Here is a 23,177-nt window from a genome sequence, read left to right as displayed (position 1 = left end):
TCAGATCCGCCGGAACACCAGGTCCCAGACGCCGTGGCCGAGCTTAAGGCCCCGGTTTTCAAACTTGGTGAGCGGCCGGTAGTCGGGTTTGGTGGCAAAGCCGTCCGCTGCGGCGTTGGTGTTGGCCAGCAAGGGTTCGGCGCGGAGAACGGCCATCATTTGCTCGGAATAAGGTTGCCAGTCGGTGGCCAGGTGCAGGTAGCCACCGGGCTTGATGTGCTGGGCCAGGCGCTGCACAAAGGGCGCCTGGATCAGGCGGCGTTTGTGGTGGCGGCTTTTGTGCCAAGGGTCGGGAAAGAAGATGTGCACGCCGTCCAGGCTGTCCGGGCCGAGCATGTTGTCCATGACCTCGATCGCGTCGTGCTGGACGATGCGGATGTTGCCGATGTGCTCTTCGCCGCAGCGCTTGAGCAAGGCGCCCACACCGGGCTCGTGCACTTCACAGCACAAAAAGTTGTCATCCGGGCGCACCTGCGCGATTTTGGCGGTGGCATCGCCCATGCCAAAACCGATTTCCAGGATCAAGGGGGCACTGCGCCCAAAGGCCGCCTGCACGTCCAGGCGTTCAGCACGGTAGGGGATCAAAAACTGCGGGCCGAATTGCTCAAACGCCCGCACCTGGCCCGAGCCCATGCGCCCGGCCCGCAGCACATAGGTCTTGATGGTGCGCATGAAGGGGGCTTCCTGGGCGTCGGCTGCCGGGGCGGTTGTGGTGTCTTCGGGCGTCGTCATGGGGGGCGGGATGTGGGGCAAAGCCTGTGATTATCGCGGGTCCAGGTTAGGCTTGGGCGTGCTCAGGCCGCACTGAACGGGTTGACCAGCTTCACCCCGGCCAGCACCTCACCTGTGCCCATGTCCTCTGTGATCAGCACCGAGCATCCTGCAATGTGGGCGCTGGCCACGATCAAGGCGTCCCAATAGCTCAGGGCGTGTTGCTGGTGCAGCTGCAGCGCCAGGTCGATGGTGTCCGGGGTCACGGCGGCCACGTCCAGCTGCCGGTAGCAGTGCAGCTGCTCACGGATGTGCGTGTGGGACAGGCCCAGCTTGCGCAGGCCGACCTGGATGTACTCGTTCAGGACTTGGGTGGACAGCACGCCCAGCCGTTCAAAGCGCAGGTGGCGCAGCACATCGATGGCGATGCGCTGTTTGCGGGGCTCGTCGGTGCTGTCGGCATAAACCAGCAGGTTGGTGTCGATGAAGCAGCGGGCTTTGGGCAGGGCCAGCAGTTGGCCCCAGGGCGGCGTGGGTTCAGCCGCGATCATGCAGGGCGTCCCGGTCAAACTTCCAGCCTTGCAGGCGACCGCCGCCGCTCAGGCAGCGTTGCTCCCAAAGTTGCCACTCGGTGGCCTGGCGCTCTTGTCCGGCCAGTTGTTCCAGGTAGTCGCGCACCGCCTGGTTCAGACTTTTGCCCATTTTGCGGGCCGCTTCGCGTGCGGATTCGGCGACGCGCTCGTCGACCGACAAAGTGATGTTCATGGTGGGCCTCCCTCAAAGGTGCATGGTGGCTGTGCAGCAGCAGACCATACATTCGCACATATTATGTGTGAATCGGGGCTCTGGCGCAAATGAATGCCCTCATGGGGGCGCCTTGGCCCTCAGCTGCTCGGTCCAAAGCGCCAAGGCTTGCGTGGGGGCGAGGTGCGCGGGTGCCGCACTAAGCCCAAGCACCTGCGCCGCAGCGTTCAGCGCGGCCAAGACGGCTTGTGGGGTTTGCAAATTGAGCGCTTGGGCCCCGTTTTGTTTGCTGAGCTTTTCGCCGTTGGCAGCCATCACCAGAGGGGTGTGCAGGTACTGGGGCGTGGGCAGGCCCAAGGCGCGTTGCAGCACGATTTGCCGCGCTGTGTTGTCGGCCAGGTCCTGGCCGCGCACCACATGGGTGATGCCTTGCGCGGCGTCGTCCACCACCACTGCCAGCTGGTAAGCCCACAGGCCATCAGCCCGGCGCAGCACAAAGTCGCCGACTTCCTGGCTCACGTTTTGCTGTTGCGGCCCCAGGCGGCGGTCGCGCCAATGCGTGACGGCGGGCAAGCCCAGTGCGGCTTGCACGGCCTGCACATTCAGCCGCCAGGCGCGGGCGGGTTTGCCCCTCAGACCGTTTCGGCAGGTGCCGGGGTAGACGGCGGCGCTGTGCCGGGCCACGGCTTGGGCCGATTCGATCTCTTTGCGCGAGCAGCCGCAGGGGTAGGCCCAGCCTTGGTCCACCAGGGTTTGCAAGGCGGCAGCGTAGTACTCGCCGCGCTGGCTTTGCCACAGCACCGGGCCATCGGGCAGCAGGCCGCAGGCTGCCAGTTGCTGCAAGATGGCCTTGTCGGCCCCGGGCACGCAGCGCGGTGTGTCCACGTCTTCGATGCGCACGAGCCATCGGCCTGCGTGGGCGCGGGCGTCTAACCAACTGGCCAGCGCCGCGACCAGCGAGCCGGCATGCAAAAGGCCGGTTGGCGAGGGCGCGAACCGGCCTGTGTAGGGGCTCCCCATGGGTGATCAGCGTTTCTTGAGCACCGCCAAAGCCAGCTCCAGGCCCGAGACAAACGCGTCTTCAACCCGGTGGCCCAAGCACCAGTCGCCGCACAGGCCAATGCCCTGGTCCTTGAACCACAGGTGGCTTTCGCCCAAGGGCTGTGCGGTTTTGGCATACAGCCAGCGGTGCACTTCGGCATGGGCCGGGGTGGCGCGAATGCCGGTGATCTCGGCAAAGGCCTTGATCAGCTTGCCGGTGATGCGTTCGGCCGAGTCGTTGACGTGCTCGGCAGACCAGGGGGCGCTGGCCTGCACGGTCCAGCGCTCGATGCGCTCGCGCCCGGGTTTGGACGATTCGCGGGCCATCCAGGCGATGCGGTGGTGTGTGCTGCGGGCCGCGTTCCACTGCGGGCCGAGGGTGATGAGGCCTGGCTGCACAGCCTGCGGATAGGCCAGCATCAGCGTCCAGCAAGGGTCCACGCGGACCTCTTTCAGGGGATCGGCCAAGGCGCTCAGACCGGACGTCTTGAGCAAGGTGGTCGCCTGGGCGGGGGGGATGGCCAAGATCACTTTGTCGAAACCGGCATAAATGTGCTGTCCGCCGTCATCGCTTTCGGTGTGCAGTTGCCAACCGTTCTTCTTCATCGGGTCGGCCGTGATTTGCGTGACCCGGGTTTGCAGCTGCACATTGCCGTCTTCCACCAAGGGCGCGGCCCAGGCTTTGACCAGACCGTTCATCCCGGGCGTGGCCACCCAGTGGCGCTCGCCGCCGGGCAGACCGGCTTCGATCACACGGCCGTTCGGGTCGAGCACGCGCACGGCGTTGGCGCTCCAGGGTTTGCACACCCCCGGCGCGGTGCCGATGGCCAGCTCAAAACGCGGGTCGCGCACGGTGAAGTACTGCGCTCCATGGTCAAAGCTGCCAAAGGCGCTGGCGCGGGTGGACATGCGGCCTCCGAGGCCTCGGCTTTTCTCGAACAAGGTGACGTTGTGTCCGGCTTGGCGCAGTGTGCGTGCGCAAGTGACGCCGGCCATGCCGACGCCGATGATGGCGATGTGTTGTGTGGTCATGGGTTCACTTTAGCCGAGAAAAGCCGTGGGATGTTGACTGGGTGGGTTACTACCAATGCACTTTAGAGGGTGTGCATTTCCTGCAGCAAGGCCTGGCGTGTGGTGGCTTTCTCCAGTTGGGCCGTCCACCACAGCAGGGCGTGGCCCGCAGGGCTCAGGCGGCTGTCGCGCCAGGCTGCGTGCACCGCGCTCAGGCGTGACTGGTCGGTGCGCTTGATCACCAGCAAGCCTCGCTGCGCATAGGGCTCGGCCAGGCTTTGGGGCAAAAAGCCTGCGCCCAGACCGCGCAGTTGCGCTTGCAGTTTGCTGGGCATATCGGGCACGGTGAACACGTCCTGACCGCCTTGCAGCCCCACCGTCAGGCCGCTGCCGCGCTGCACCGAGTCGGCCACGGCGACCATGCGGTGCTGCACCAGTTGGGTATTGCTCAAGGGTTCGGCTGCTTGGGCCAGGGGGTGCTGGGGTGCCACGGCAAACACAAAAGGCACTTCACCCAGCGCCATGTGCTGAATGTCTGCGGCCATGTGCTGGCCCAGCGCCACGCCCAAGGCCAGATCTGCTTGCCCGGACGTCAAGGCGGCCATGGTGCCCGACAAGGTTTCGTGTCGGATGCGCAAGCGGGTCGGGCTGTTCAGCGCCAGAAAGGCCTCACACAAATCCATCACCACGCTGCGCGAAATGATGCTGTCCACCGCCACCGTCAACACCGCTTCCCAACCCGTGGCCACCCGCTTGACCCGGTTGGCCACGGCGTCGATGTCCTGCAGAAGTCGACCGGCTTCACGCAGCAGCTCTTGCCCGGCTGCGGTGGGCCTGGCCTGGCGCGAGCTGCGGTCAAACAACAGCACGTCCAGCGCATCTTCCAGCTGCCGCACCCGGTAGGTCAGGGCGCTGGGCACCAGGTTCAGCTTGCGGGCGGCGGCAGCAAAACTGCCTTGTTCGTCGATGGTTTGCAGCATGAACAGGGCGTCGGGCGTGAGCCAATCTTTGGGGCTTTGCATGGTGGGCTTATTTTAATTCAAATTATTCGAATGATGGCGGCAAACGAATTGCACTTATCTGGGCCATGCCGTCATTAAAGTTAGCCCATCGCATCCAGGAGAACCTCATGCTGACCCTTCGCAAATCCCATGAACGCGGCTACGCCGACCACGGCTGGCTGAAATCGTTCCACAGCTTTTCTTTTGCCAACTACTTCGACCCGGCCCACATGGGTTTTGGCAACCTGCGCGTCATCAACGAAGACCGCATCGCGCCTGAAACCGGCTTTGGCACCCATGGCCACCGCGACATGGAAATCATCAGCTACGTGTTGTCGGGCAACCTGGCGCACCAGGACAGCATGGGCAATGTGAAGGGCATTCCGCCCGGCGATGTGCAGCGCATGAGTGCCGGCAGCGGTGTGCGCCACAGCGAGTTCAACCACGCCAAGGGCGAGCAAACCCACTTTTTGCAGATCTGGATCGAACCCAATGTGACGGGCATCGACCCGGGCTACGAGCAAAAAACCGTGCCCGAATCGGCCAAACGCGGGCAACTCGCCTTGGTCGCCGCGCCCGAAGCGGCTGAACACACCGTCAAAATCCATGCCGACGCCCGCATGTATGCGGGGCTGTTCGACGGTGCAGAAACCGCCCATTTGTCTTTGAGCCCCGAGCGCAAGGCTTATGTTTTCCTGGTGCGCGGTAGCTTGCAGGTCAATGGCCAGCAGCTCAACGCGGGTGATGCGGCCATGTTGCAGTCTGAATCGTCTCTGGCCTTGACCCGAGGTCAGGATGCCGAAGTCCTCGTGTTCGACCTCGCCCCTTGACCGTTTCAACCTGTGAATTTGTCATTCCAGTGCACTCATTAGTCATTCCCGCGCATGCGGGAATCCATCCCCCATCTCACCTCACTTAACCCTTTTTTCAACCTCTCCAAGGAGCATTTCTCATGGCTAAAACTGTTGTTGTTTTCCATTCCGGCTACGGCCACACCCAGCGCGTGGCCCAGTTCGTGGCGCAAGGCGCGAACGCCCAAACCGTCACCATCGATGCCGATGGCAACATCACCGACGCCGATTGGGCGGCCCTGGACGCGGCCGACGCCATCATCTTCGGCTCCCCCACCTACATGGGCATGGCTTCGTGGCAGTTCAAGAAATTTGCCGACGCCTCTTCCAAGCGTTGGTTCACCAGCGCCTGGAAAGACAAAGTCGCAGGCGGCTTCACCATCTCGGCCAGCCCCAGCGGCGACAAGCTCTCGACCATCCAGTACTTCATCACCTTGGCCATGCAGCAAGGCATGGTGTGGGTGGGCCAGCCTGCCATGAACGATGGCACCATCAACCGCATCGGTTCCAACTCCGGCGTGATGGCCCAAGTCGGCCCGACCAGCCCAGCAGAAGACATCCCCCAGGGTGACTTGGACACGGCCAAAGCCTACGGCGAGCGAGTGGCCGCTGTTGCTGCCAAGCTGCGCGGCTGATCAGCCCCTTTGTGGGAGGCCGCCCCTGCGGCCGAATGGTGGTGTGGCAAAAGCGTCTGAGCCAGACCAGCCATTCGCGAGCAGGGGCTCGCTCCCACTCGATAGTCGAGGGCTTGTCCCTGTAGGAGGTCGCCCCATAGGCGGACAATTGCGCTGCTCGGTTAGCATGACGGCATGAAAATCATCTCCATGCTGCCATGGGCCGATTGGCTGGCACTGTTTTCTTTTTTTGCTTTGTGGGTGGGCTACGCTTGGTTTGCCCGCATTCGCGGCAAGCGCGACCAAAGCCTGATCGCCACCACCAACAAGTACCGTCAAAAGTGGATGCTCCAAACCACGGCGCGTGATCCGCGCATGCTCGATGGTTTGATTACCCAGAACCTGTCTCAAACGCCGGCGTTTTTTTCATCGACCAGCATCATCATCATCGGTGGTCTGTTCGCTTTGTTGGGCACCACCAACAAAGCGGCGGAGCTGGTGGGCGAAATCCCCTTTGCCCAGCCCACGCCCTTGCTGGTGTTTGAGCTGAAAATTTTGGTGCTGGTGGGCATTTTTGTGTACGCCTTTTTCCGGTTTTCTTGGTCCATGCGGCAGTACACCTTTGTCGCCCTGATCATCGGCAGCATGCCGCCGCCAGAATCTTTTGCCAGCGGTGAGTCAGATCGCGAACACTACGCGCAGCGGGCGGGCAATATGGTCAGCGCCGCCGCCGAGACTTTCAACGATGGTTTGCGGGCCTATTACTTTTCTTTTGCGGCGATGGCCTGGTTTTTCTCGCCGCTGGCCCTGGTCTTGGGGACAGCTTTGGTGGTGCTGATTTTGTATGGGCGCGAGTTCCGTTCAGACGTGTTGCAGGTCTTGCGCGACTGAATACGAAAACCTTCGGCTGCAGGGGCAGCCTCCCACAAGAGCCAGCCTCCCACAGATAGGCATACCTTCTGCCGCAGGGTGACCTTCTACAATGACAGGCTATGTTCGTCCACCTGCGCCTTCACACCGAATTCTCCGTCGTTGACTCCACTTGCCGCATCGACGATGTGGTCAAGATCGCGGCCAAGGACGCCCAGCCTGCGCTGGCCATCACCGACCTGAACAACCTGTTCGGCACGGTCAAGTTTTACAAGGAAGGGCGGGGCAAGGGGGTCAAGCCCATCGTCGGCGCAGAGATCAACCTCGAAGGCCTGGGGGGCGACGCCGGGGCCACCAGCCGGGTGGTGCTCTTGGTACAAAACCACCAAGGCTACCTGAACCTGTGCGAGCTGCTGGCCCGTGCCTGGACGCAAAACATCGTCAAAGGCGTGGCCGTGGTCAAGCTGGCCTGGCTCAAAGAATTGTCCGACGGCTTGATTTTGCTCTCGGGTGCGCAAGCCGGTCCGGTGGGCCAGGCCATCGTGCAGGGCGACACCCACAAGGCGGCCGACGTGGCGCTGCAGCTGGGCTCGATCTTTCCGCACCGTTTCTACCTGGAGCTGCAACGCGCAGGCCGACCCGAAGACGAGCCGCAGGTGGCGGGCGCGGTGGCATTGGCTGCGCGTTTGGGTTTGCCCGTGGTGGCCACGCATCCGGTGCAGTTCCACACGGCCGATGATTACGAGGCGCACGAAGCGCGGGTCTGTATCTCCGAAGGCGAAATCCTGGCCAACCCCCGCCGGGTGCGCCGTTTCACGCGCGAGCAGTATTTCAAGTCGGCGGCGCAAATGCGCGAACTGTTTGCCGATGTGCCCAGCGCCATTGCCAACACCCTGGAAATTGCCAAGCGCTGCAACCTGACTTTGGTGCTGGGCAAACCGCAGTTGCCCAATTTCCCGATCCCGCCTGTGAACGGCGTGGTCATGTCGGTGGACGAGTATTTCCGCCATGTCTCGCACGAGGGCCTGAAAGAGCGCCTGGTCCACCTGTACCCCGACGAGGCCAAGCGCGAAGCCGAACGCCAGCGGTATGTCGATCGGCTGGAGTTCGAGCTGAACACCATCTTGAAGATGGGCTTTCCGGGCTACTTCCTCATCGTGGGCGACTTCATCCAGTGGGCCAAGAACAACGGGTGTCCCGTGGGCCCGGGCCGGGGTTCGGGCGCGGGCTCGCTCGTGGCCTATGCGCTCAAGATCACCGACCTGGACCCGCTGCAGTACAACCTGCTGTTTGAGCGCTTTTTGAACCCCGAGCGGGTGTCGATGCCCGACTTTGACATCGACTTTTGCCAGACCAACCGGGACCGGGTGATTGATTATGTGAAGGATAAGTACGGGCGCGACGCGGTCAGTCAGATCGCCACCTTTGGCACCATGGCCGCGCGTGCGGCCATCCGCGATGTGGGCCGCGTGCTGGACATGAGTTACACCTTTTGCGATGGCATCAGCAAGCTCATCCCCAACAAGCCGGGCATGTCGGTCACGCTGCAGTACCCACCCGCCACGCCCAAAGAGGGCGACAAAAACAACTACGCGATTGCCATGGAGCCCATCCTGGCCGAGCGCATCGAGCGCGAAGAGGATGTGAAGACCCTGATCGAGCTGGCCCAAAAGCTCGAAGGCATGACCCGCAACGTGGGCATGCACGCCGGGGGCGTGCTGATCGCGCCGGGCAAGCTGACCGACTTTTGCCCGCTCTACCAGCAGCCCGGCAGCGAATCGGCCGTGAGCCAGTACGACAAGGACGATGTGGAGGCGGCAGGCCTGGTGAAGTTCGACTTTTTGGGACTGGCCACGCTGACCATCCTGGAGATCGCCCGCGAATTCATCATGAAGCGGCACAAAGGCCAGGAGAACTTCGCCTTTGAAAACATCCCGCTCGATGATGCGGCGACCTACAAACTTTTTGCAGACGGCAAGACCGAGGCCGTGTTCCAGTTTGAAAGCCGTGGCATGCAAGGCATGCTGCGCGACGCCCGCCCCAGCCGCCTGGAGGACCTGATTGCGCTGAACGCGCTCTACCGCCCAGGCCCCATGGACCTGATCCCCAGCTTTGTGGCCCGCAAGCATGGGCGCGAAGTGGTGGAGTACCCGCACCCGGCGGTGGCGGAGATGCTGAGCGAGACCTACGGCATCATGGTCTACCAGGAGCAGGTGATGCAGACCGCGCAGATCCTGGGTGGCTATTCGCTCGGTGGCGCGGACTTGCTGCGCCGCGCCATGGGCAAGAAAAAGGCCGAAGAAATGGCCGAGCACCGCGAGAAGTTCCGCGCAGGCGCTTTGGCCACCCACGGCATCCCGCAGGACAAGGCCGATGAAGTCTTTGACCTGATGGAAAAGTTTGCGGGCTACGGCTTCAACAAGTCGCACGCCGCCGCTTATTCCTTGCTGGCGTACCACACAGGCTGGCTCAAGGTGCACTACACCGCCGAGTTCTTCTGCGCCAACATGACGGTGGAGATGGACGACACCGACAAGCTCAAGGTGCTGCACGAGGACGCGCTCAAGTTCGGCATCCGCTTTGACCCGCCGGACGTGAACCGCGGCACGCACCGCTTTGAGCCCGTCACCGATAAAGTGATCCGCTACGGCCTGGGTGCCATCAAAGGCACGGGCCAGCAGGCGATCGAGGCGATTGTGGCGGCCCGCGAACAAGGCGGCCCGTTCACCAGCCTGTTTGACTTCGCGGTGCGGGTGGACCGCACCCGCATTAATAAACGCACGGTGGACGCGCTCATCAAGGCAGGGGCTTTTGACTCGCTCCACATGAACCGCGCCGCCTTGTCGGCCAGCATCGACAAAGCCTTCGAGTTTGCTGCGGCCACCGTGGCCAACGCCAACCAAGGCGGTCTGTTTGACATGTTGGGCGACGACTCGCACGGCTCCAGCACACAAGAGCCCGAGCTGGTCGAGGTCATGCCCTGGGGCATCAAGGAGCGCTTGCTGCTCGAAAAAACCGCCGTCGGCTTTTTCTTGTCCGGCCATTTGTTCGACGCGGTGGAGCGGGAAGTGCGCCAGTTTGCCCGCCGCAAAATCGACGACCTGATCGACAGCCGCGAGCCTCAGCTCTTGGCGGGCATCGTGAGCGATTTGCGCATCATCAACGGCCAGCGTGGCAAGGTGGCCATCTTCAAGCTCGACGACAAATCGGGCGTGATGGAAGCCACGGCCGACGAAGCCTTGATCAACTCGGCCAAGCATTTGCTCAAAGACGACGAGCTGATCATCGTCACGGCCAAAATGCAGGCCGACCGCTTCTCAGGCGGTTTCCGCCTCAAGATCGAGCAGATCATGGACCTGGGCGCTGCCCGTTGCCGTTACGGCAAATACCTGCGCGTGGCGGTGAACGGCCGTGCGCCCGACATTGCCCGCATCGTCAAAGAGTTCCCCGCGCAGCGTGAGCAAACCGAGCAGGGCGACTTGGTGCGCGGCCTGTCCGTGCGCCTGGTGCTGGAGCGCAGCAACGACCAACTGGCTGCCCGCGCCGAGCTGGCGCTGGGCGAAGCCGCCAAATTTTTCCCCACCGACGCGGCCCTGGCCAGCTGGATGGCCCAAGCCGATCAGGGGCAGGCGCGGATCGTGTACGACTGATCCTCCCATACTTCAAGGACCTCCTCATGAAAGCAGCCTGGTACACCCAAAACGGCGAAGCCCAAGATGTGATGCAGGTGGGTGAATTGCCCACACCCACCCCGCAAGCGGGCGAGGTGCTGGTCCGCTTGGCCTGCTCGGGCGTTAACCCGTCCGACGTCAAATCGCGCCGGGCCAGGCCGCTGACCGACCCGCTGGTCGTGCCGCACAGCGACGGCGCGGGTGTGATTGAAGCCGTGGGCGAGGGCGTGTCGCCCGAGCGCGTGGGGCAGCGCGTTTGGGTGTGGAATGGCCAATGGCAGCGCCCCATGGGCACCTGCGCCCAATTCATCGCCATGCCGGATGCGCAAGCCGTGGCCTTGCCCGATGGCGTCGACTTTGCGGCTGGGGCTTGCATGGGCATTCCCGGTTTGACGGCGGTGCAGTCGGTCATTCTGGCGGAGCGCTTGGCGGGTGATTTGCGTGGGCAAACAGTTTTGGTCACCGGGGCCTCATCGGCTGTGGGCCATTACATCACCCAGATGGTGTGCATGACCGGTGGCCGCGTGATCGGTACCGTGGGCTCTGAAGCCAAAGCGGCACACGCCCGGGCAGCAGGCATGCAAGATGCGATTTTTTACAAGACCGAGTCGGTCCCTGATCGCGTCAAAGCGCTCACGCAAGGGCGGGGTGCCGACGTCATCATCGACATGGATTTCTCGACCACCGCCCGCTGGGCCGCCGAAGGCGCTTTGGCCCCGCACGGCCAAGTGGTGTGCTACGGCTCCAACGCGCTGGAAGTCAGCTTGCCGTTTCGCCCCTGGTTGTTCCAGTCCATGGGCGTGAAGTTCTTCCTGGTCTATGAGCTGACGCCCGCTGACCGAAAGCATGCGGTTGAACGACTGTCCGGCATGCTGGCGCACAACCAGCTGCAGCACAGCATCGGGGCGCGTTTCGCACTGGGCCAAATTGCCGAAGCACACCGCACCGTGGAAGCGGGGCAGACGGTGGGCAATGTGGTTGTGGATTTGTGAGTCAGGATTTTTGGTGTGTCCTGGATAAAAACTTGTGTCATGCCCGCGAAGGCGGGTATCCACACCTGACGAAGGCATCGAACCCAGATCGGGTCTGAGGAACATTGGGGGCAGATCCCGATTCATTTGCTCCTTTGCGCAGGCTAAAGCCGCTGTGCGGTAGACGTGCGTGAGCCCGCCCAGCCTTCCAGCTTATGGCGGTGTGCTCGCATGCAATTGCAACACGCGCATTGGCACGGACGGTGCAGACAACTTCGACAGCAGCTACTACGCCAGCTACTCGCAATGGATCAACAGCGGTTTGCTGGTGAACTTTGTGGCGGACAACGACTCGGTGTATGGCCTCAGCAGGGTCGCAATGCCTATTCAGTGACAGCTCTTGAGCTGCGAGATTTGAGAATTTTTAAGAATATGTAAGTTCTCAAATGTGACAGACTCTCAGCGCCTGTCAAAGTGTTCAAAGAGCGACTAAGCCCCAACGGTTGGGCGCAATCCAATCCCAATCCAAATGCCAAAAATTACATTTAAGCCCGGTGGCCGAATTGCAGCAGCGTTGACCGGACTGCTTTTGAGCGCGGTACTCACTCAGACCGTTTGCGCGCAAGTGCAAGACCTAGGACGCAGTTACGCCGACCGGCAAAACCCCAGGCTCAGCCCATCGGGTCCGATTTACATGGACCCGAATGTGTATGCGTACACAGCCGAGTTTGCCCAGCGGTTTCAGATGCCCGATCAGTGGATCACACCGGACCTCAAAGGCGCAGACGCAGTGGCCTGGCGCATGATGCCCAGCTACCAAGAGTGCGGCTGGGGTGGCGACCCCAAGGCCTGCAGGCAGGTGATGGAGTGCAAGATTGACCTGTACTTTGACCACCGCCGCAACCCCCTGCCGTGGGACCCTACTCGGGCGGAGCGGTACACCGATCACTTCAATTCATCGGTCTGGTTTTTAGCCAATTTCCCGCGCAGAGAAGCGCTCAGTCATCTCAACTATCCAGTAGCTAGACGTCAACTGTTTGCTCCTGTGCGGCCAGGCGATCGTGCCCCAGCTGATAGCTCCCCCTTCATTGATCCGCAATCGGGCAAGGGCTTGTCGATTCAGGATTTCAGTGGATACGTGCCTTTGACGGGGTATGACAGAGAGGTTTTTCCGGGGATGGCATTGATAACGCTTTTGGACATAGGTTGTCGGGGCGGGAGCTTTCGTGCGACCTACGTGCTCGCTAATAGGGGGGTCAGTCTGCCGCTTGGCGAAGAAGAGCGAGCTGCGATTGCGTACACCATCACAGTGCCCCGAAGCTGGCGAGACCGCATCACACAAGCGGCCAAAGAACACCAAGAGCGACAAGACGCCTTCTTCAAACGCGAAGGCGAGAAGGCCATCAAAGCCCTCCAAGACAAAAAAGCACAGCAGTAAATCCAACCTCCAATTATTCAAATCAGTTCAATAAATTCAGGGACACACCATGACCACCAACATCAACCGCGACGCCCAACTCAGCACCATTGCCAACGCTGCTTACCTCGACAAGCCACCGCAAACCATCGCGATTGGTGGTGTGAGTTGGGAACGCGTCCTAGACTCTTCGTCCACACCAACCACCTCCGGCTTCTACGGCGTGGCGTACCGCAACCCGCAGACCAACGAAATCGCTGTGGCCTATCGGGGTACCGATGGGATGAGTGACCTCAAGGCCGACACTACCTTTGCCAATGGTGGCTGGAACCAACAATTCACCGATGCGGCGAAGTTCACAGCGGATGTGAAAGTGATTGCTAACCGCGACTATGGCGGCGCCAAGATGCTCACCACCGGCCACAGCCTGGGTGACGGCATTGCCCAGATCATGGGCAAGATGTTCAGCCTAGATGGCACGGGTTTTGAAGGGCCTGGTGCTGCCGGTGTTGTGCAGGATCCGCAGTTTGCAGTCGTCAAATCGCTGCACGCAGCCGATACGACGGGCCAGATTGGCAGCTACACCACTTACCGAGCCGCTGGCAGCGCGATCTCCTCTGTCGGCACCCATTTGGGTGGTGTAGAGAATTTGGTGAACCTGAGCAATGGCAGTGCCATGGGTTTTGCTGGCGTGGTTATTGGCATTGCCGGTTTGGCTACAGGCGGTGCAGGTGGCATTTTGTTAGGGGCTTTGGGGCTCACGGGCACCAACGTTGCTGACAAGCATGGCATGGATGGCATAGAGCGGGCGATGCATGTTACTGCGGGTCTGCAAAATGCGATGAACGAGGGCCGTCAGAGCATGGTGCAAGTGCCGCTGTCCAGTGCCACGGGGCAGTACTGGAGTGGTGACGGAGCAGAGCCCCAAGTCATTGCATTCAAAAATGCCAGCGGGCATGTGACAGCCTATGTCCAAAGCACGGGTAACAGCTGGAAGCTGTCCACAGCTGATCAGCAAACGAGCGTCACACTGACGCCCTCTCAGACACCCGGTCAGCCACCGCAATGCGTGGTGAGCCAAGTTGGCAAAGAGCCTTACAGCTGCGTCATCAATGAAACTGGCGGCACATTGACACGGCAGGTTGATACAAACATCAACGGCACATTCGACCAAACCACCACCCGCAACAGGCTCACCGACAACGTCTTTAAGACCGACACTTTTGTTGGCCCACCAGAGCCCAACACGGCACCTACTTTCAGCAGCCTGGACTTCGGCCCCGTCAGTTACAACCTGTATGACGCCGCGCAGAACAACGACGCCTCTTACAAGATGTGGAGCCTCAACCAGAACAATGGCCTGAGCAACAACGCCTACAACAGCTTCACGCAGCAAAGCAGCAACTTTGTGGTGGACTACTCGCTGGGTGGCTCGGGCAGCAGCAACTGGGGGCAGTTCAGTCCACCGTCCAACTTTGACTTCTTCCCCATCGGCGCCTTCTACGACAGCCAAAGCGCGGCCTTTGACAACGCAGCCAGCATTGCCAACAAGACCACCCGGGCGATGAACGCCAGCGGACAAGCACTGTCGGCTCAACAAATGGCCGCACTGGACGCCAACAACGACGGCCAAATCAGCACAGCCGAAGCCAGCAGCATGCGCCTGTGGGCCGACCTCAATGAAAACGGCGCCCTCGACACCAACGAGCTGCAGAGCGTGGGCAGCGCCATCCAAAGCGCCGACTACGGCTTCTACACCCAGGGCAATGGCCTGGCAGCTGCATCGGGTGCATCGGTCACAGCAGCCCCCGGTGTGATCAGCGTGAGCGCAGCAGGCAACAGGCCAGCGTCTGCACTGCCTGTGGCCAGCAGCTTCACGGCGGCAGGCCTGCCCAATGCTCCGACCTATGGCGGCGTGCCAGCGAGCAACTACCGCAGCTTGCGCGACACGGACAACATTTATTACCCCCCAGGTGGGGGCTACATCGTGTTCACTGCCTCGATGGTCAAGATCAACAACGGCAACCGCAGCTACATGGTGGGCACGGATGGGGCAGACAGCTTTGACAGCGGGACCTATGCGCAGACGGGCTACTTCAACAACAGCTTACTGGTGAACTTACTGGATGGTGGTGGCAACGACGAGATGGGCGGCTCGGTGCGCAACGACAGTCGGGACGGCGGCGTGGGCAACGATAGCCTGTGGGGTGGCGCAGCCAATGACCAAAATTTTCGCTTGACTGCAATCGCAGCTTAATTTCAGGCAGTTTTAACGAAGTTATAAGTTTGCGATTTGGGCATAGTGCTGACGTTTAAAACATTGCTCACTTTCTCGCATCAACATTGTCGTGCTAACGATATGCGCTGACTGACCCTGTATGCAAAAAATAGATCAACAGAACAAAAAAAGCAGACGTCGCGGACGATGGGTATTGTGGCTACTCAGTGCCATGCTGCTCGTGTTCGGCGGCTTTCTGGTGCTCATGGCCTACGTCTCGGGCGTGAGGGCGCAAGGCTTCATGCCACCGCAGATGGCTGCGGCCTACAACACCGCCCAGGACTTGGTGGGCGACTTGGGCGGCATGCCCGTGCGCATCGACCGGCACATTGTGCGTTTGGTGGAATACGACGGCGACCCCGGTTGGGGAGAAAAAAGAAAAGGCCCCCCGCCCGAGCGCACCCACGCTTCGCGCCTCAAAAGCTTTGGCTTCTACGTGCGCTACCCCGACATGCGCTCACTCAACGAGCCCGAGATGCGCGAAGACTATGAGCGCTACCACCCAATCATGAAACCCATGGAGTATGGGTTGCGAGACAAAGAGCCGTGGCTCGATGGTGGTATTCAATCGGGCTCCAGTTACCCGGGGCATGGGTTTTTGGATCGGCTCTATGCAGCCCTTTTAGACCCCACCCAGCAAGCTGTCGATGAAAAGTTTGTTCCAGAGCCAACACCTATCAAAGGGCTTGATCTCTTTGTAGCTAGTGGCATTGATCCACGCACGGGAATCCCGTGGCGATATGAAAGCATCTGGACCGATCGCTATGTTCATCGAGATCGTCAAGGCAAGGTGATCACCTATATCCGATGCAGCTATCGGCGAAACCGCACGCCGACTTCATGCACCCAAGAATGGAGCATGGAAAGCAATGGATTGAGCATGGTGGTCGAAGTGAGATATCGCCACGGCCTGTTACCACAGTGGCAAGACATCCAGGCCAAGGTCAGTCAATTCATTTTGGACTTCAAAGACCCCACGGTCACAGCCTCTGCCCCTGCGGCCCAGCCGCAGCGCTAACCCTATCAACAAAACCCAAACTCCATTTCAAGGAGCATCCACATGACACAACCCCAAGCACTCACCACCCAGCAAATTCAGAACTACCAAGATCCAAAATTGGGGTCAGATCCCAATTGATTTGATTGTTCACGCAGATTCAACCTGTGAGCGGACGCGGTACAGTCTTTTCAGCTTATCAATCGATCAGCGGCTTGTTTCTGTATCTCCGAAACCCATGCTTGTCTTTTGACTCATCTCGCTCGACTGATCTTTGAGGTCCACGCAATGGCCTGGAGTCGACGGCAGTGAGGGCCGCATCCGGCGCATTCAATCCAGCGGCCTGAACCCCAGCACGATCACAGGTGGCACCCGGCCATCGCTGTCTTTGGGGAAGACTTCGGTTTTGTCGATGGCCCGCAGCACGGCGTCATCCCAAGCTTTGTTGCCACTGGTTTGCACAATGCGGCGGCTCTGGATGGTGCCGTCAGGGCTGACTTTGACTTCCACCTCTGCACGCGGGTTGCCGACCACATCGCCGGGGTAGGTGATGTTGGGCTTGATGCGGCCCACGAGGCGGCCCGCATAGCTGGCCGATGGGCCCGATGATTTGAGTGCGGTGCCGGTGGCGTTTTCGCCGCCCGAAGCGCCCGCCATGCCTTGCATGCGCTTGAGGTTTTCCTGGCGCAAGGCGTCTGCACGGGCTGCATCGGCTTTGTCGGCCTTGGCTTTTTCTGCGGCTTTCTTCTTGTCGCGCTCTTTCTCTTCTTGCGCTTTTTTCTCTTTAGCGAGCTTTTCTTTTTCAAGCTCTTTGCGCCGGGTTTCGGCTTTTTCTTTCTCAGCCTTGGCTTTTTCTTTGGCTGCTTTTTCTCTCTCGGCTTTCAGCTTTTCAGCTTTCTCGGCTTCTTTTTTCTTGTCCAGTTGTTTTTGCTTTTCGATTGCAATTTGTGCGTCGCGTCGCTCCAGTGCAGGGTCCGGCGGCGGCGGTGTGGGTTTGACGGGCTCGGGCTTGGGCGCAGGCTGGGGTTCGGGTTCTGGCTCTGGCGGGGGTTCTTGCAGTTTGGGGGCCGCCGCTTGCGGTGTGGCGGACCACAGTTCAGCTTCGGCTTGCACGGTTTGCGGCTGGGTTTTCCAAGCGGTGGCCAAGCCCAGGGCCAGAAACAACAAGGCGTGCGCCACCCCGGCCACGACCCAGGCGCGACCCGCGCCGGGTTGGGCCGGTGGCGCAAATTCGAGGTGTGGCGTCGCCTTGGCGTTCAAACCCGTGTCTCCGTCAAGGTGCCAGTTGAACCGACAGGCCCACGCGAGCAATGCCCGCGCGTTGCAGGCTGTCCATGACTTGCACCACGGTCTCGTATTTGACGGTGCGGTCAGCGCTGATGACCACGGCGGTGTTTTGCTCGTCGCCGACCAAGCGTTTCACGCTGGCCGCCACACTGGTCAGGGTGGCGCTGTCGGTTTTGCCATCGCTCACCAGCTCCAGCCGCTCGTCTTTCTGGATCACGATCTGGATGACTTTGTCGGGCTGTTTGGCGGCTTTGCCCACGCTGGGCAGGTCGACCATGCTGGGCGTGATCATGGGGGCGGTCACCATGAAGATGATGAGCAGCACCAACATCACGTCGATGAAGGGCACCATGTTGATTTCGGCAATGGTGCGGCGACCACGGCCCCGGGATGACACAGCGGGCATGACGTTCCTTTCAGTGGCCCGAGGCCGAGCTGTTGGCCCCGCCCAGACTGCGCTGCAGGATGTTGGAGAACTCTTCGATGAAGGTTTCCAGCTTGATGGCGATGCGGTCCACGTCGTGCGAGAAGCGGTTGTAGGCGAGCACGGCCGGGATGGCCGCAAACAGGCCAATGGCAGTGGCCACCAGCGCTTCGGCAATGCCGGGCGCCACGGTGGCCAGGGTCACTTGTTGCAAGCTGGCCAGGCCGGTGAAGGCGTGCATGATGCCCCACACGGTGCCAAACAAGCCGACATAAGGCGAGATGGAGCCGACCGAGGCGAGAAAGGCCAGTTGCGATTCGGCCACGTCCATCTCGCGCTGGAAGCTGGCCCGCATGGCGCGGCGTGCACCGTCGAGCAAGGTGCCTGCATCGCTGATGTGGCGTTCGCGCAGTTTTTGGTATTCGCGCATGCCGCTGGCAAAGATGCGCTCCATGGGGCCAGACAGCTTGGCGTTTTGGCTGGCCGCGTTGAACAGCTCGTTGAGGCTGGTGCCCGACCAAAACACGCGCTCAAACTCTTCGTTGAGGTTTTTGATGCGTTTGATGGCGGTGAGCTTGCGCACGATGGCGGCCCAGCTGGCCACCGAAATGCTGATCAGAATGAGCACCACCAGTTGCACGACAAAACTGGCGTGCAGCAGCAGCGAGACGATGGACATGTCTTGGTTCATTTCAGGGCTTCCAGAACGGGGGCCGGGATGCGGCCAGGTTTCAAGGTGGTGCTGTCGACCCAGCCCAGGCGAATCGTGCCTTCGGCCAGGAGTCGATCGGCTTGGCCCGCTGTGCGCAGGTAGGCACGCTGGGCAATGGTCAGGCTGGCTTTGCCGCCGCTTTGCAGCTCGGCGGTCACCACCAGGGTGTCGTCCAGGCGGGCAGGCGAGTGGTATTTGACGGCGGTTTCACTCACCACAAACATGCCACCCGATTCGTCGCGCAACACCTGTTGGCCGAAGCCCAGGGCGCGCAGCCATTCGGTGCGGGCGCGCTCAAAAAACTTGAGGTAGTTGGCATAAAACACGATGCCGCCCGCGTCGGTGTCTTCCCAATAGATGCGGATGGGGTGTTCAAAAACGCTGGGGCTCACGTTGCTGCTGTTCATGGCTGCAACCAGGCTTTGAGGCGGGCGATGGCGGTTTGCAGTTCGGCCATCGAGTTGGCGGTGGAAAAGCGCACAAAGCGGCCAGTCTGGTCGGTGCCAAAGTCGCGCCCGGGTGTGATGGCCACATGGGCGTGTTCCAGCGCGGCAAAGGCAAAGTCCCAGCTGTCTTTGAGGCCCAGCTTTTGGCAGGCGGCGCTGCAGTCGGCCCAGGCGTAAAACGCGCCATCCGGGGCCACGGGCACGTTCAGGCCCAGCGCGTTCAGGGCCGGGATGAAGTAGTCGCGACGCGCCTTGAACTCGGCGCGGCGGCGTTCGTATTCGGCCAGGCTTTCGGGCTCAAAGCAGGCCAAGGCTGCTTGCTGCGCCACGGTGCTGGCACAGATGAACAGGTTCTGCGCCAGGCGCTCCAGCACGGGCGTGAGCTGCTCGGGCACCACCAGCCAACCCAGGCGCCAGCCGGTCATGTTGAAGTATTTGCTGAAGCTGTTGATGCTGATGACGTCGTCGCCCAAAGCGAGGGCGCTTTGGCCAAAGGCGTCGTCGTGGCTCAGGCCCAGATAAATCTCGTCGATCAGGGTGATGCCGCCTTTGGTGCGAACAACTTCCAGGATGCGGGCCAGTTCGGCCGGGTCAATGGACGTCCCCGTGGGATTGGAGGGCGACGCCAGCAAAACACCACGGGTTTTGGGGCCCCAAGCAGCGGCCACCTTGGCGGCGCTCAATTGAAACCGTTCTTCGGCGGTGGTGGGCAGCAAAACCGCCGTGCCCTCGGCCGCGCTCACGAAGTGGCGGTTGCAGGGGTAGCTCGGGTCGGGCATGAGGATTTCATCGCCCCGGTCGATCAGTGCCAGGCAGGCCAGTTGCAAAGCCGCCGATGCGCCTGCGGTGACCACGATGCGGCTGGCGGGCACCTGCACGCCAAAGCGCTGCGCGTACCAGCCGCTGATGGCCTGGCGCAGGGCGTCCAGGCCCAGTGCGGGGGTGTATTGGGTGTGGCCGGATTGGATAACCGCCTGTGCGGCTTGTTGCACCCGGGGCGGGGCGGTGAAATCGGGCTCGCCGATGTTCAAAAACACCACAGGCCGGTCGGTGTGTGCGACCTCGCGGGCTTTTTGCGAAGCGGCTTTGGCCACCTCCATCACCCAAAAGGGCTCGATCCGCTCGGCTCGCTCAGAGATGCGCATGGGGTCTGGGGTCTTGGGGTTTGCTTCTGGGATATGGGGTTTATTTGGCGCGGCCGGATTGGCGGTCGGCCTGCACCTCGGCGCTGCGCAGCTCGGGCGCCAGACCGTTCAGCACGGCGTTCACATATTTGTGGCCGTCGGTGCCGCCAAAGTCCTTGGCCAGTTCGATGCATTCGTTGAGCACCACGCGCCAAGGCACGTCGAGGCAGTGCTGCATTTCGTAGACGCCGATCCACATGATGGCCCGCTCGACGGGGGAGATTTCGGCGAAGCTGCGATCCAGCTTGGGCGCGATCAAGGCGTCCAGTGCCTGGGCCTGTTCGACACAGCCGTACAGCAGGGCGTCGTAATGGGCCGAATCGGCTTTGTGAAAACCCGACAAGTCGCGTGTGAAGACATCAATGTCAGCCGCTTCGTTGCGGCCCACCAGGTGCTGATAAAGCGCTTGCAGGGCAAATTCGCGCGAACGGCTGCGGGCGGGCTTGGCGGAGGATTTGCGCGTACCAGCAGCAGGCTTTTGGCCTGCGTCCGTGTTGCCCGGGGTGGGGGTGGCTTCGGTCATCGGGTGTTCTCTTCGTCGTCCAACTCGTCGGCCAACTCGGCCATGTCGGCCGACAGGTCATCCATGATGCAGGCCATCTCGACCGCCACGCGGGCCGCGTCGCGGCCTTTTTCGGTTTGGCGCACGATGGCTTGTTCCAGGTTTTCGGTGGTCAGGATGGCGTTGGCGATTGGCAGGTTGTAATCGAGTGCCACGCGGCTCACGCCCGCACCGGATTCGTTGGCCACCAGCTCGAAGTGGTAAGTCTCGCCACGGATGATGCAGCCCAGCGCGATCAAGGCGTCGTATTCGGCCCGCTCGGCCATGGCCTGCAGGGCCACGGGCACTTCCAAAGCGCCGGGCACCATGACGTGGTCGATGCTGGTCACGCCCAGGGCTTCGAGTTCTTCGATGCAGGCTTTGGCCAGGGCGTTGGTGATGTCTTCGTTGAAGCGGGCCTGCACGATGCCGATGTGCAGAAATTGGCCGTCGAGTTCTTCGGCTTGGCCTTTGTTGGCTTCGAGCATGGTTATTCCTTAGGGATGTAAGCGGTGATTTCGAGGCCATAGCCGGTCATGCTGGGCATGCGGCGGGGCTGGCCCATGAGGCGCATTTTGTGCACGCCGCATTCGCGCAAAATTTGCGCGCCCACGCCATAGGTGCGCAGGTCCATCTTGCCGCGCTCGGGCGCTTGGGCCGAGCGGGCGCGGCCTTCAAACTGCGCGAGCAATTGGTCTGCCGATTCGCCGCAGTTGAGCAGCACCGCCACGCCGCAGCCTTGGGCGTTGATGTAGCTGAGGCTCGCGTCCAGGCTCCAGGAGTGCATGGCGCGGTTGACTTCGAGGGCGTCGAGCACCGACAGCGGCTCGTGCACGCGCACGGCCACTTCCGCGTCGGCCGACCATTGGCCTTTGACGAGGGCCAGGTGCACGGTCTGGCTGGGTTGGTCGCGAAAGGCGTGGGCGGTGAATTCGCCATGCGCGGTTTGCAGCGTGCGGCTGCCGATGCGCTCCACCAAAGACTCGTTGCGGCTGCGGTACTCGATCAGGTCGGCGATGGTGCCGATTTTCAGGCCGTGTTCGGCCGCGAAGATTTGCAGATCGGGCAGGCGAGCCATGGTGCCGTCGTCTTTCATGATCTCGCAGATCACGGACGAGGGAGAGCAGCCAGCCATCGCAGCCAGGTCACAACCGGCTTCGGTGTGACCGGCGCGCATGAGCACGCCGCCGTCCACCGCTTGCAGCGGGAAGATGTGGCCGGGCTGCACCAGGTCGTTGGGCTGGCTGGTCTTGGCCACGGCCACTTGCACCGTGCGGGCACGGTCAGCGGCCGAGATGCCGGTGGTCACGCCTTCGGCGGCTTCAATCGACACGGTGAACGCCGTGCTGTACACGGTGCCGTTGCGCGCGGCCATGGGCGGCAGCTTCAAGAATTCGCAGCGCTCGCGGGTGAGCGTGAGGCAAATCAGACCCCGGCCAAATCGGGCCATGAAGTTGATGGCTTCGGGCGTGACGTGGTCCGAGGCCAGGACCAGATCGCCTTCGTTTTCGCGGTCTTCTTCGTCGACCAGGATCACGATGCGACCGGCTTTCATCTCGGCCACGATCTCTTCGACGGGCGAAATCGCCACGGGGGTCAGTTGTGCGGGCGCGTTCATGCGGTGTCTTTCTGGACCAGGCCTGCGCTGAGCATGCGCTCCACATAGCGGGCCACGGTGTCGATTTCGAGGTTGACCCGGCTGCCCGCTTGGAGGCTGCCGAGGGCGGTGTTGTCCACGGTGTGGGGGATCAGGTTGATGCTGATCTCGCAGCCCTCAGCCAGATCGGCCACGCGGTTGACAGTGAGGCTGACGCCATTGACGGTGATCGAGCCTTTGTAGGCGAGGTATTTGGCCAGCGAATGCGGCGCCAGGATGCGCAGCTCCCAGCTTTCACCGATCTGCTCGAAATGGCTGATTTGGCCCACACCGTCGACATGGCCGGACACGATGTGCCCGCCCAGGCGGTCGTGGGCGCGCAGCGCTTTTTCGAGGTTGACGGTGCCTTCTTGGTCCAGGCCGCTGGTTTTGTCCAGCGATTCGGCCGAGATGTCGATGGTGAACTGACGGCTCTCGGGGTTGAAGGTAGTGACGGTCATGCAAGCGCCATTGAGGGCGATGCTGTCGCCCAGGCCCACATCGTCAAGGTACCCGGCGGGGGCCTCGATGGTGAGGCGCTTGCCGTGGTGTAAAGAGCGACCCAGGTCGTGGATGGCGACGATTCGCCCCACGCCGGTGATGATTCCGGTGAACATAGCCGTGTATTTTCGCAGGTAAAGAGGGTGAATCGGGACGGTTGGCAACAAAAAAGCCCACAGGCGCTCGGCTGCCGGCCGCCAGGCTGGTGATCAGGGTAAACCAAGGCACGAAGGCCACAAGGCTGTGCCTAGAATGTTGCATTGCAGCAG

Annotated in this window: 24 protein-coding genes; 9 read left to right on the top strand and 15 right to left on the bottom strand. The window is 61.6% G+C overall.

Annotated elements, in window-relative coordinates; translation table 11 throughout:
• The 6 genes from trmB to ACZ5RT_RS11435 form a co-directional block, all read right to left on the bottom strand.
• Window positions 1-732, bottom strand: a complete 732-nt coding sequence (trmB, locus tag ACZ5RT_RS11460) for a tRNA (guanosine(46)-N7)-methyltransferase TrmB (protein WP_464452532.1) — start codon at window positions 730-732, stop codon at window positions 1-3.
• Window positions 733-794: 62 nt separating this feature from the next.
• Entirely contained in the window at window positions 795-1,262 is a 468-nt protein-coding gene (locus ACZ5RT_RS11455) for a PIN domain-containing protein (protein WP_464452531.1), read from the bottom strand.
• A complete protein-coding gene (locus ACZ5RT_RS11450; RefSeq protein WP_291924827.1) occupies window positions 1,249-1,476 on the bottom strand; it encodes a DUF6364 family protein in 228 nt (75 codons plus the stop codon). Before ACZ5RT_RS11450 ends, ACZ5RT_RS11455 begins: the two co-directional genes overlap by 14 nt.
• A gap of 99 nt (window positions 1,477-1,575) precedes the next feature.
• Window positions 1,576-2,475 (bottom strand): tRNA glutamyl-Q(34) synthetase GluQRS, encoded by a 900-nt coding sequence (gluQRS, locus tag ACZ5RT_RS11445; protein WP_464452530.1) that lies wholly within the window; start codon window positions 2,473-2,475, stop codon window positions 1,576-1,578.
• 6 nt (window positions 2,476-2,481) lie between these two features.
• Complete coding sequence (locus ACZ5RT_RS11440) at window positions 2,482-3,528, bottom strand: NAD(P)/FAD-dependent oxidoreductase (RefSeq protein WP_464452529.1); 1,047 nt, start codon at window positions 3,526-3,528, stop codon at window positions 2,482-2,484.
• Between the two features lie 62 nt (window positions 3,529-3,590).
• Window positions 3,591-4,529 carry a LysR family transcriptional regulator gene (locus ACZ5RT_RS11435; RefSeq protein ID WP_464452528.1) on the bottom strand — a complete coding sequence of 313 codons (939 nt, stop codon included), beginning with the start codon at window positions 4,527-4,529 and terminating at the stop codon, window positions 3,591-3,593.
• A gap of 107 nt (window positions 4,530-4,636) precedes the next feature.
• Here ACZ5RT_RS11435 and ACZ5RT_RS11430 point away from each other — a divergent pair, with 107 nt between their 5' ends.
• The 9 genes from ACZ5RT_RS11430 to ACZ5RT_RS11390 all read left to right on the top strand — a co-directional run bounded on the left by ACZ5RT_RS11430 (window position 4,637) and on the right by ACZ5RT_RS11390 (window position 16,198).
• Window positions 4,637-5,338 carry a pirin family protein gene (locus ACZ5RT_RS11430; RefSeq protein WP_464452527.1) on the top strand — a complete coding sequence of 234 codons (702 nt, stop codon included), beginning with the start codon at window positions 4,637-4,639 and terminating at the stop codon, window positions 5,336-5,338.
• Between the two features lie 122 nt (window positions 5,339-5,460).
• Entirely contained in the window at window positions 5,461-5,994 is a 534-nt protein-coding gene (locus ACZ5RT_RS11425) for a flavodoxin family protein (RefSeq protein ID WP_291929618.1), read from the top strand.
• 174 nt (window positions 5,995-6,168) lie between these two features.
• Window positions 6,169-6,864 (top strand): DUF599 domain-containing protein, encoded by a 696-nt coding sequence (locus ACZ5RT_RS11420; RefSeq protein ID WP_108426521.1) that lies wholly within the window; start codon window positions 6,169-6,171, stop codon window positions 6,862-6,864.
• Window positions 6,865-6,965: 101 nt separating this feature from the next.
• Complete coding sequence (dnaE, locus tag ACZ5RT_RS11415) at window positions 6,966-10,493, top strand: DNA polymerase III subunit alpha (protein WP_464452526.1); 3,528 nt, start codon at window positions 6,966-6,968, stop codon at window positions 10,491-10,493.
• A gap of 26 nt (window positions 10,494-10,519) precedes the next feature.
• Window positions 10,520-11,506: an NADPH:quinone reductase gene (locus ACZ5RT_RS11410; RefSeq protein ID WP_464452525.1), complete on the top strand. Its 987-nt coding sequence runs from the start codon at window positions 10,520-10,522 to the stop codon at window positions 11,504-11,506.
• Between the two features lie 169 nt (window positions 11,507-11,675).
• The gene (locus ACZ5RT_RS11405; protein ID WP_464452524.1) at window positions 11,676-11,879 is read left to right on the top strand and encodes a hypothetical protein; all 204 of its coding nucleotides are present in this window, start codon (window positions 11,676-11,678) and stop codon (window positions 11,877-11,879) included.
• A gap of 135 nt (window positions 11,880-12,014) precedes the next feature.
• The gene (locus tag ACZ5RT_RS11400) at window positions 12,015-12,923 is read left to right on the top strand and encodes a hypothetical protein (protein WP_464452523.1); all 909 of its coding nucleotides are present in this window, start codon (window positions 12,015-12,017) and stop codon (window positions 12,921-12,923) included.
• Window positions 12,924-12,972: 49 nt separating this feature from the next.
• A complete protein-coding gene (locus ACZ5RT_RS11395) occupies window positions 12,973-15,159 on the top strand; it encodes an alpha/beta hydrolase family protein (protein WP_464452522.1) in 2,187 nt (728 codons plus the stop codon).
• Window positions 15,160-15,280: 121 nt separating this feature from the next.
• Window positions 15,281-16,198, top strand: a complete 918-nt coding sequence (locus ACZ5RT_RS11390; RefSeq protein WP_464452521.1) for a hypothetical protein — start codon at window positions 15,281-15,283, stop codon at window positions 16,196-16,198.
• A gap of 309 nt (window positions 16,199-16,507) precedes the next feature.
• Here the strand turns inward: ACZ5RT_RS11390 and tolA are convergent, their stop codons facing one another.
• From tolA to ACZ5RT_RS11345, 9 genes are read right to left on the bottom strand one after another with little or no spacing between them, the layout of a single operon-like run.
• Complete coding sequence (tolA, locus tag ACZ5RT_RS11385; RefSeq protein WP_464452520.1) at window positions 16,508-17,437, bottom strand: cell envelope integrity protein TolA; 930 nt, start codon at window positions 17,435-17,437, stop codon at window positions 16,508-16,510.
• A 13-nt stretch (window positions 17,438-17,450) separates the two neighbouring features.
• On the bottom strand, window positions 17,451-17,870 hold the full coding sequence (locus ACZ5RT_RS11380; protein WP_464452519.1) for a biopolymer transporter ExbD: 420 nt from the start codon (window positions 17,868-17,870) through the stop codon (window positions 17,451-17,453).
• A 10-nt stretch (window positions 17,871-17,880) separates the two neighbouring features.
• Window positions 17,881-18,579, bottom strand: a complete 699-nt coding sequence (gene tolQ / locus ACZ5RT_RS11375; RefSeq protein WP_291929613.1) for a protein TolQ — start codon at window positions 18,577-18,579, stop codon at window positions 17,881-17,883.
• Window positions 18,576-19,007 carry a YbgC/FadM family acyl-CoA thioesterase gene (locus tag ACZ5RT_RS11370; RefSeq protein ID WP_422169453.1) on the bottom strand — a complete coding sequence of 144 codons (432 nt, stop codon included), beginning with the start codon at window positions 19,005-19,007 and terminating at the stop codon, window positions 18,576-18,578. Before ACZ5RT_RS11370 ends, tolQ begins: the two co-directional genes overlap by 4 nt.
• Window positions 19,004-20,191, bottom strand: a complete 1,188-nt coding sequence (locus ACZ5RT_RS11365; RefSeq protein ID WP_464452518.1) for a pyridoxal phosphate-dependent aminotransferase — start codon at window positions 20,189-20,191, stop codon at window positions 19,004-19,006. Before ACZ5RT_RS11365 ends, ACZ5RT_RS11370 begins: the two co-directional genes overlap by 4 nt.
• A 40-nt stretch (window positions 20,192-20,231) precedes the next feature.
• Window positions 20,232-20,753, bottom strand: a complete 522-nt coding sequence (nusB, locus tag ACZ5RT_RS11360; RefSeq protein ID WP_300713235.1) for a transcription antitermination factor NusB — start codon at window positions 20,751-20,753, stop codon at window positions 20,232-20,234.
• Window positions 20,750-21,259, bottom strand: a complete 510-nt coding sequence (gene ribH / locus ACZ5RT_RS11355; RefSeq protein WP_291929609.1) for a 6,7-dimethyl-8-ribityllumazine synthase — start codon at window positions 21,257-21,259, stop codon at window positions 20,750-20,752. Before ribH ends, nusB begins: the two co-directional genes overlap by 4 nt.
• 2 nt (window positions 21,260-21,261) lie before the next feature.
• Window positions 21,262-22,389 (bottom strand): bifunctional 3,4-dihydroxy-2-butanone-4-phosphate synthase/GTP cyclohydrolase II, encoded by a 1,128-nt coding sequence (ribBA, locus tag ACZ5RT_RS11350; RefSeq protein WP_416558672.1) that lies wholly within the window; start codon window positions 22,387-22,389, stop codon window positions 21,262-21,264.
• Window positions 22,386-23,024: a riboflavin synthase gene (locus tag ACZ5RT_RS11345; RefSeq protein WP_464452517.1), complete on the bottom strand. Its 639-nt coding sequence runs from the start codon at window positions 23,022-23,024 to the stop codon at window positions 22,386-22,388. The genes ribBA and ACZ5RT_RS11345 overlap by 4 nt, the downstream gene beginning before the upstream one ends.
• Window positions 23,025-23,177: the final 153 nt, after the last annotated feature.

This window comes from Limnohabitans sp. TEGF003, from assembly GCF_055395455.1.
This window is presented reverse-complemented; position numbering and strand designations above follow the sequence as displayed.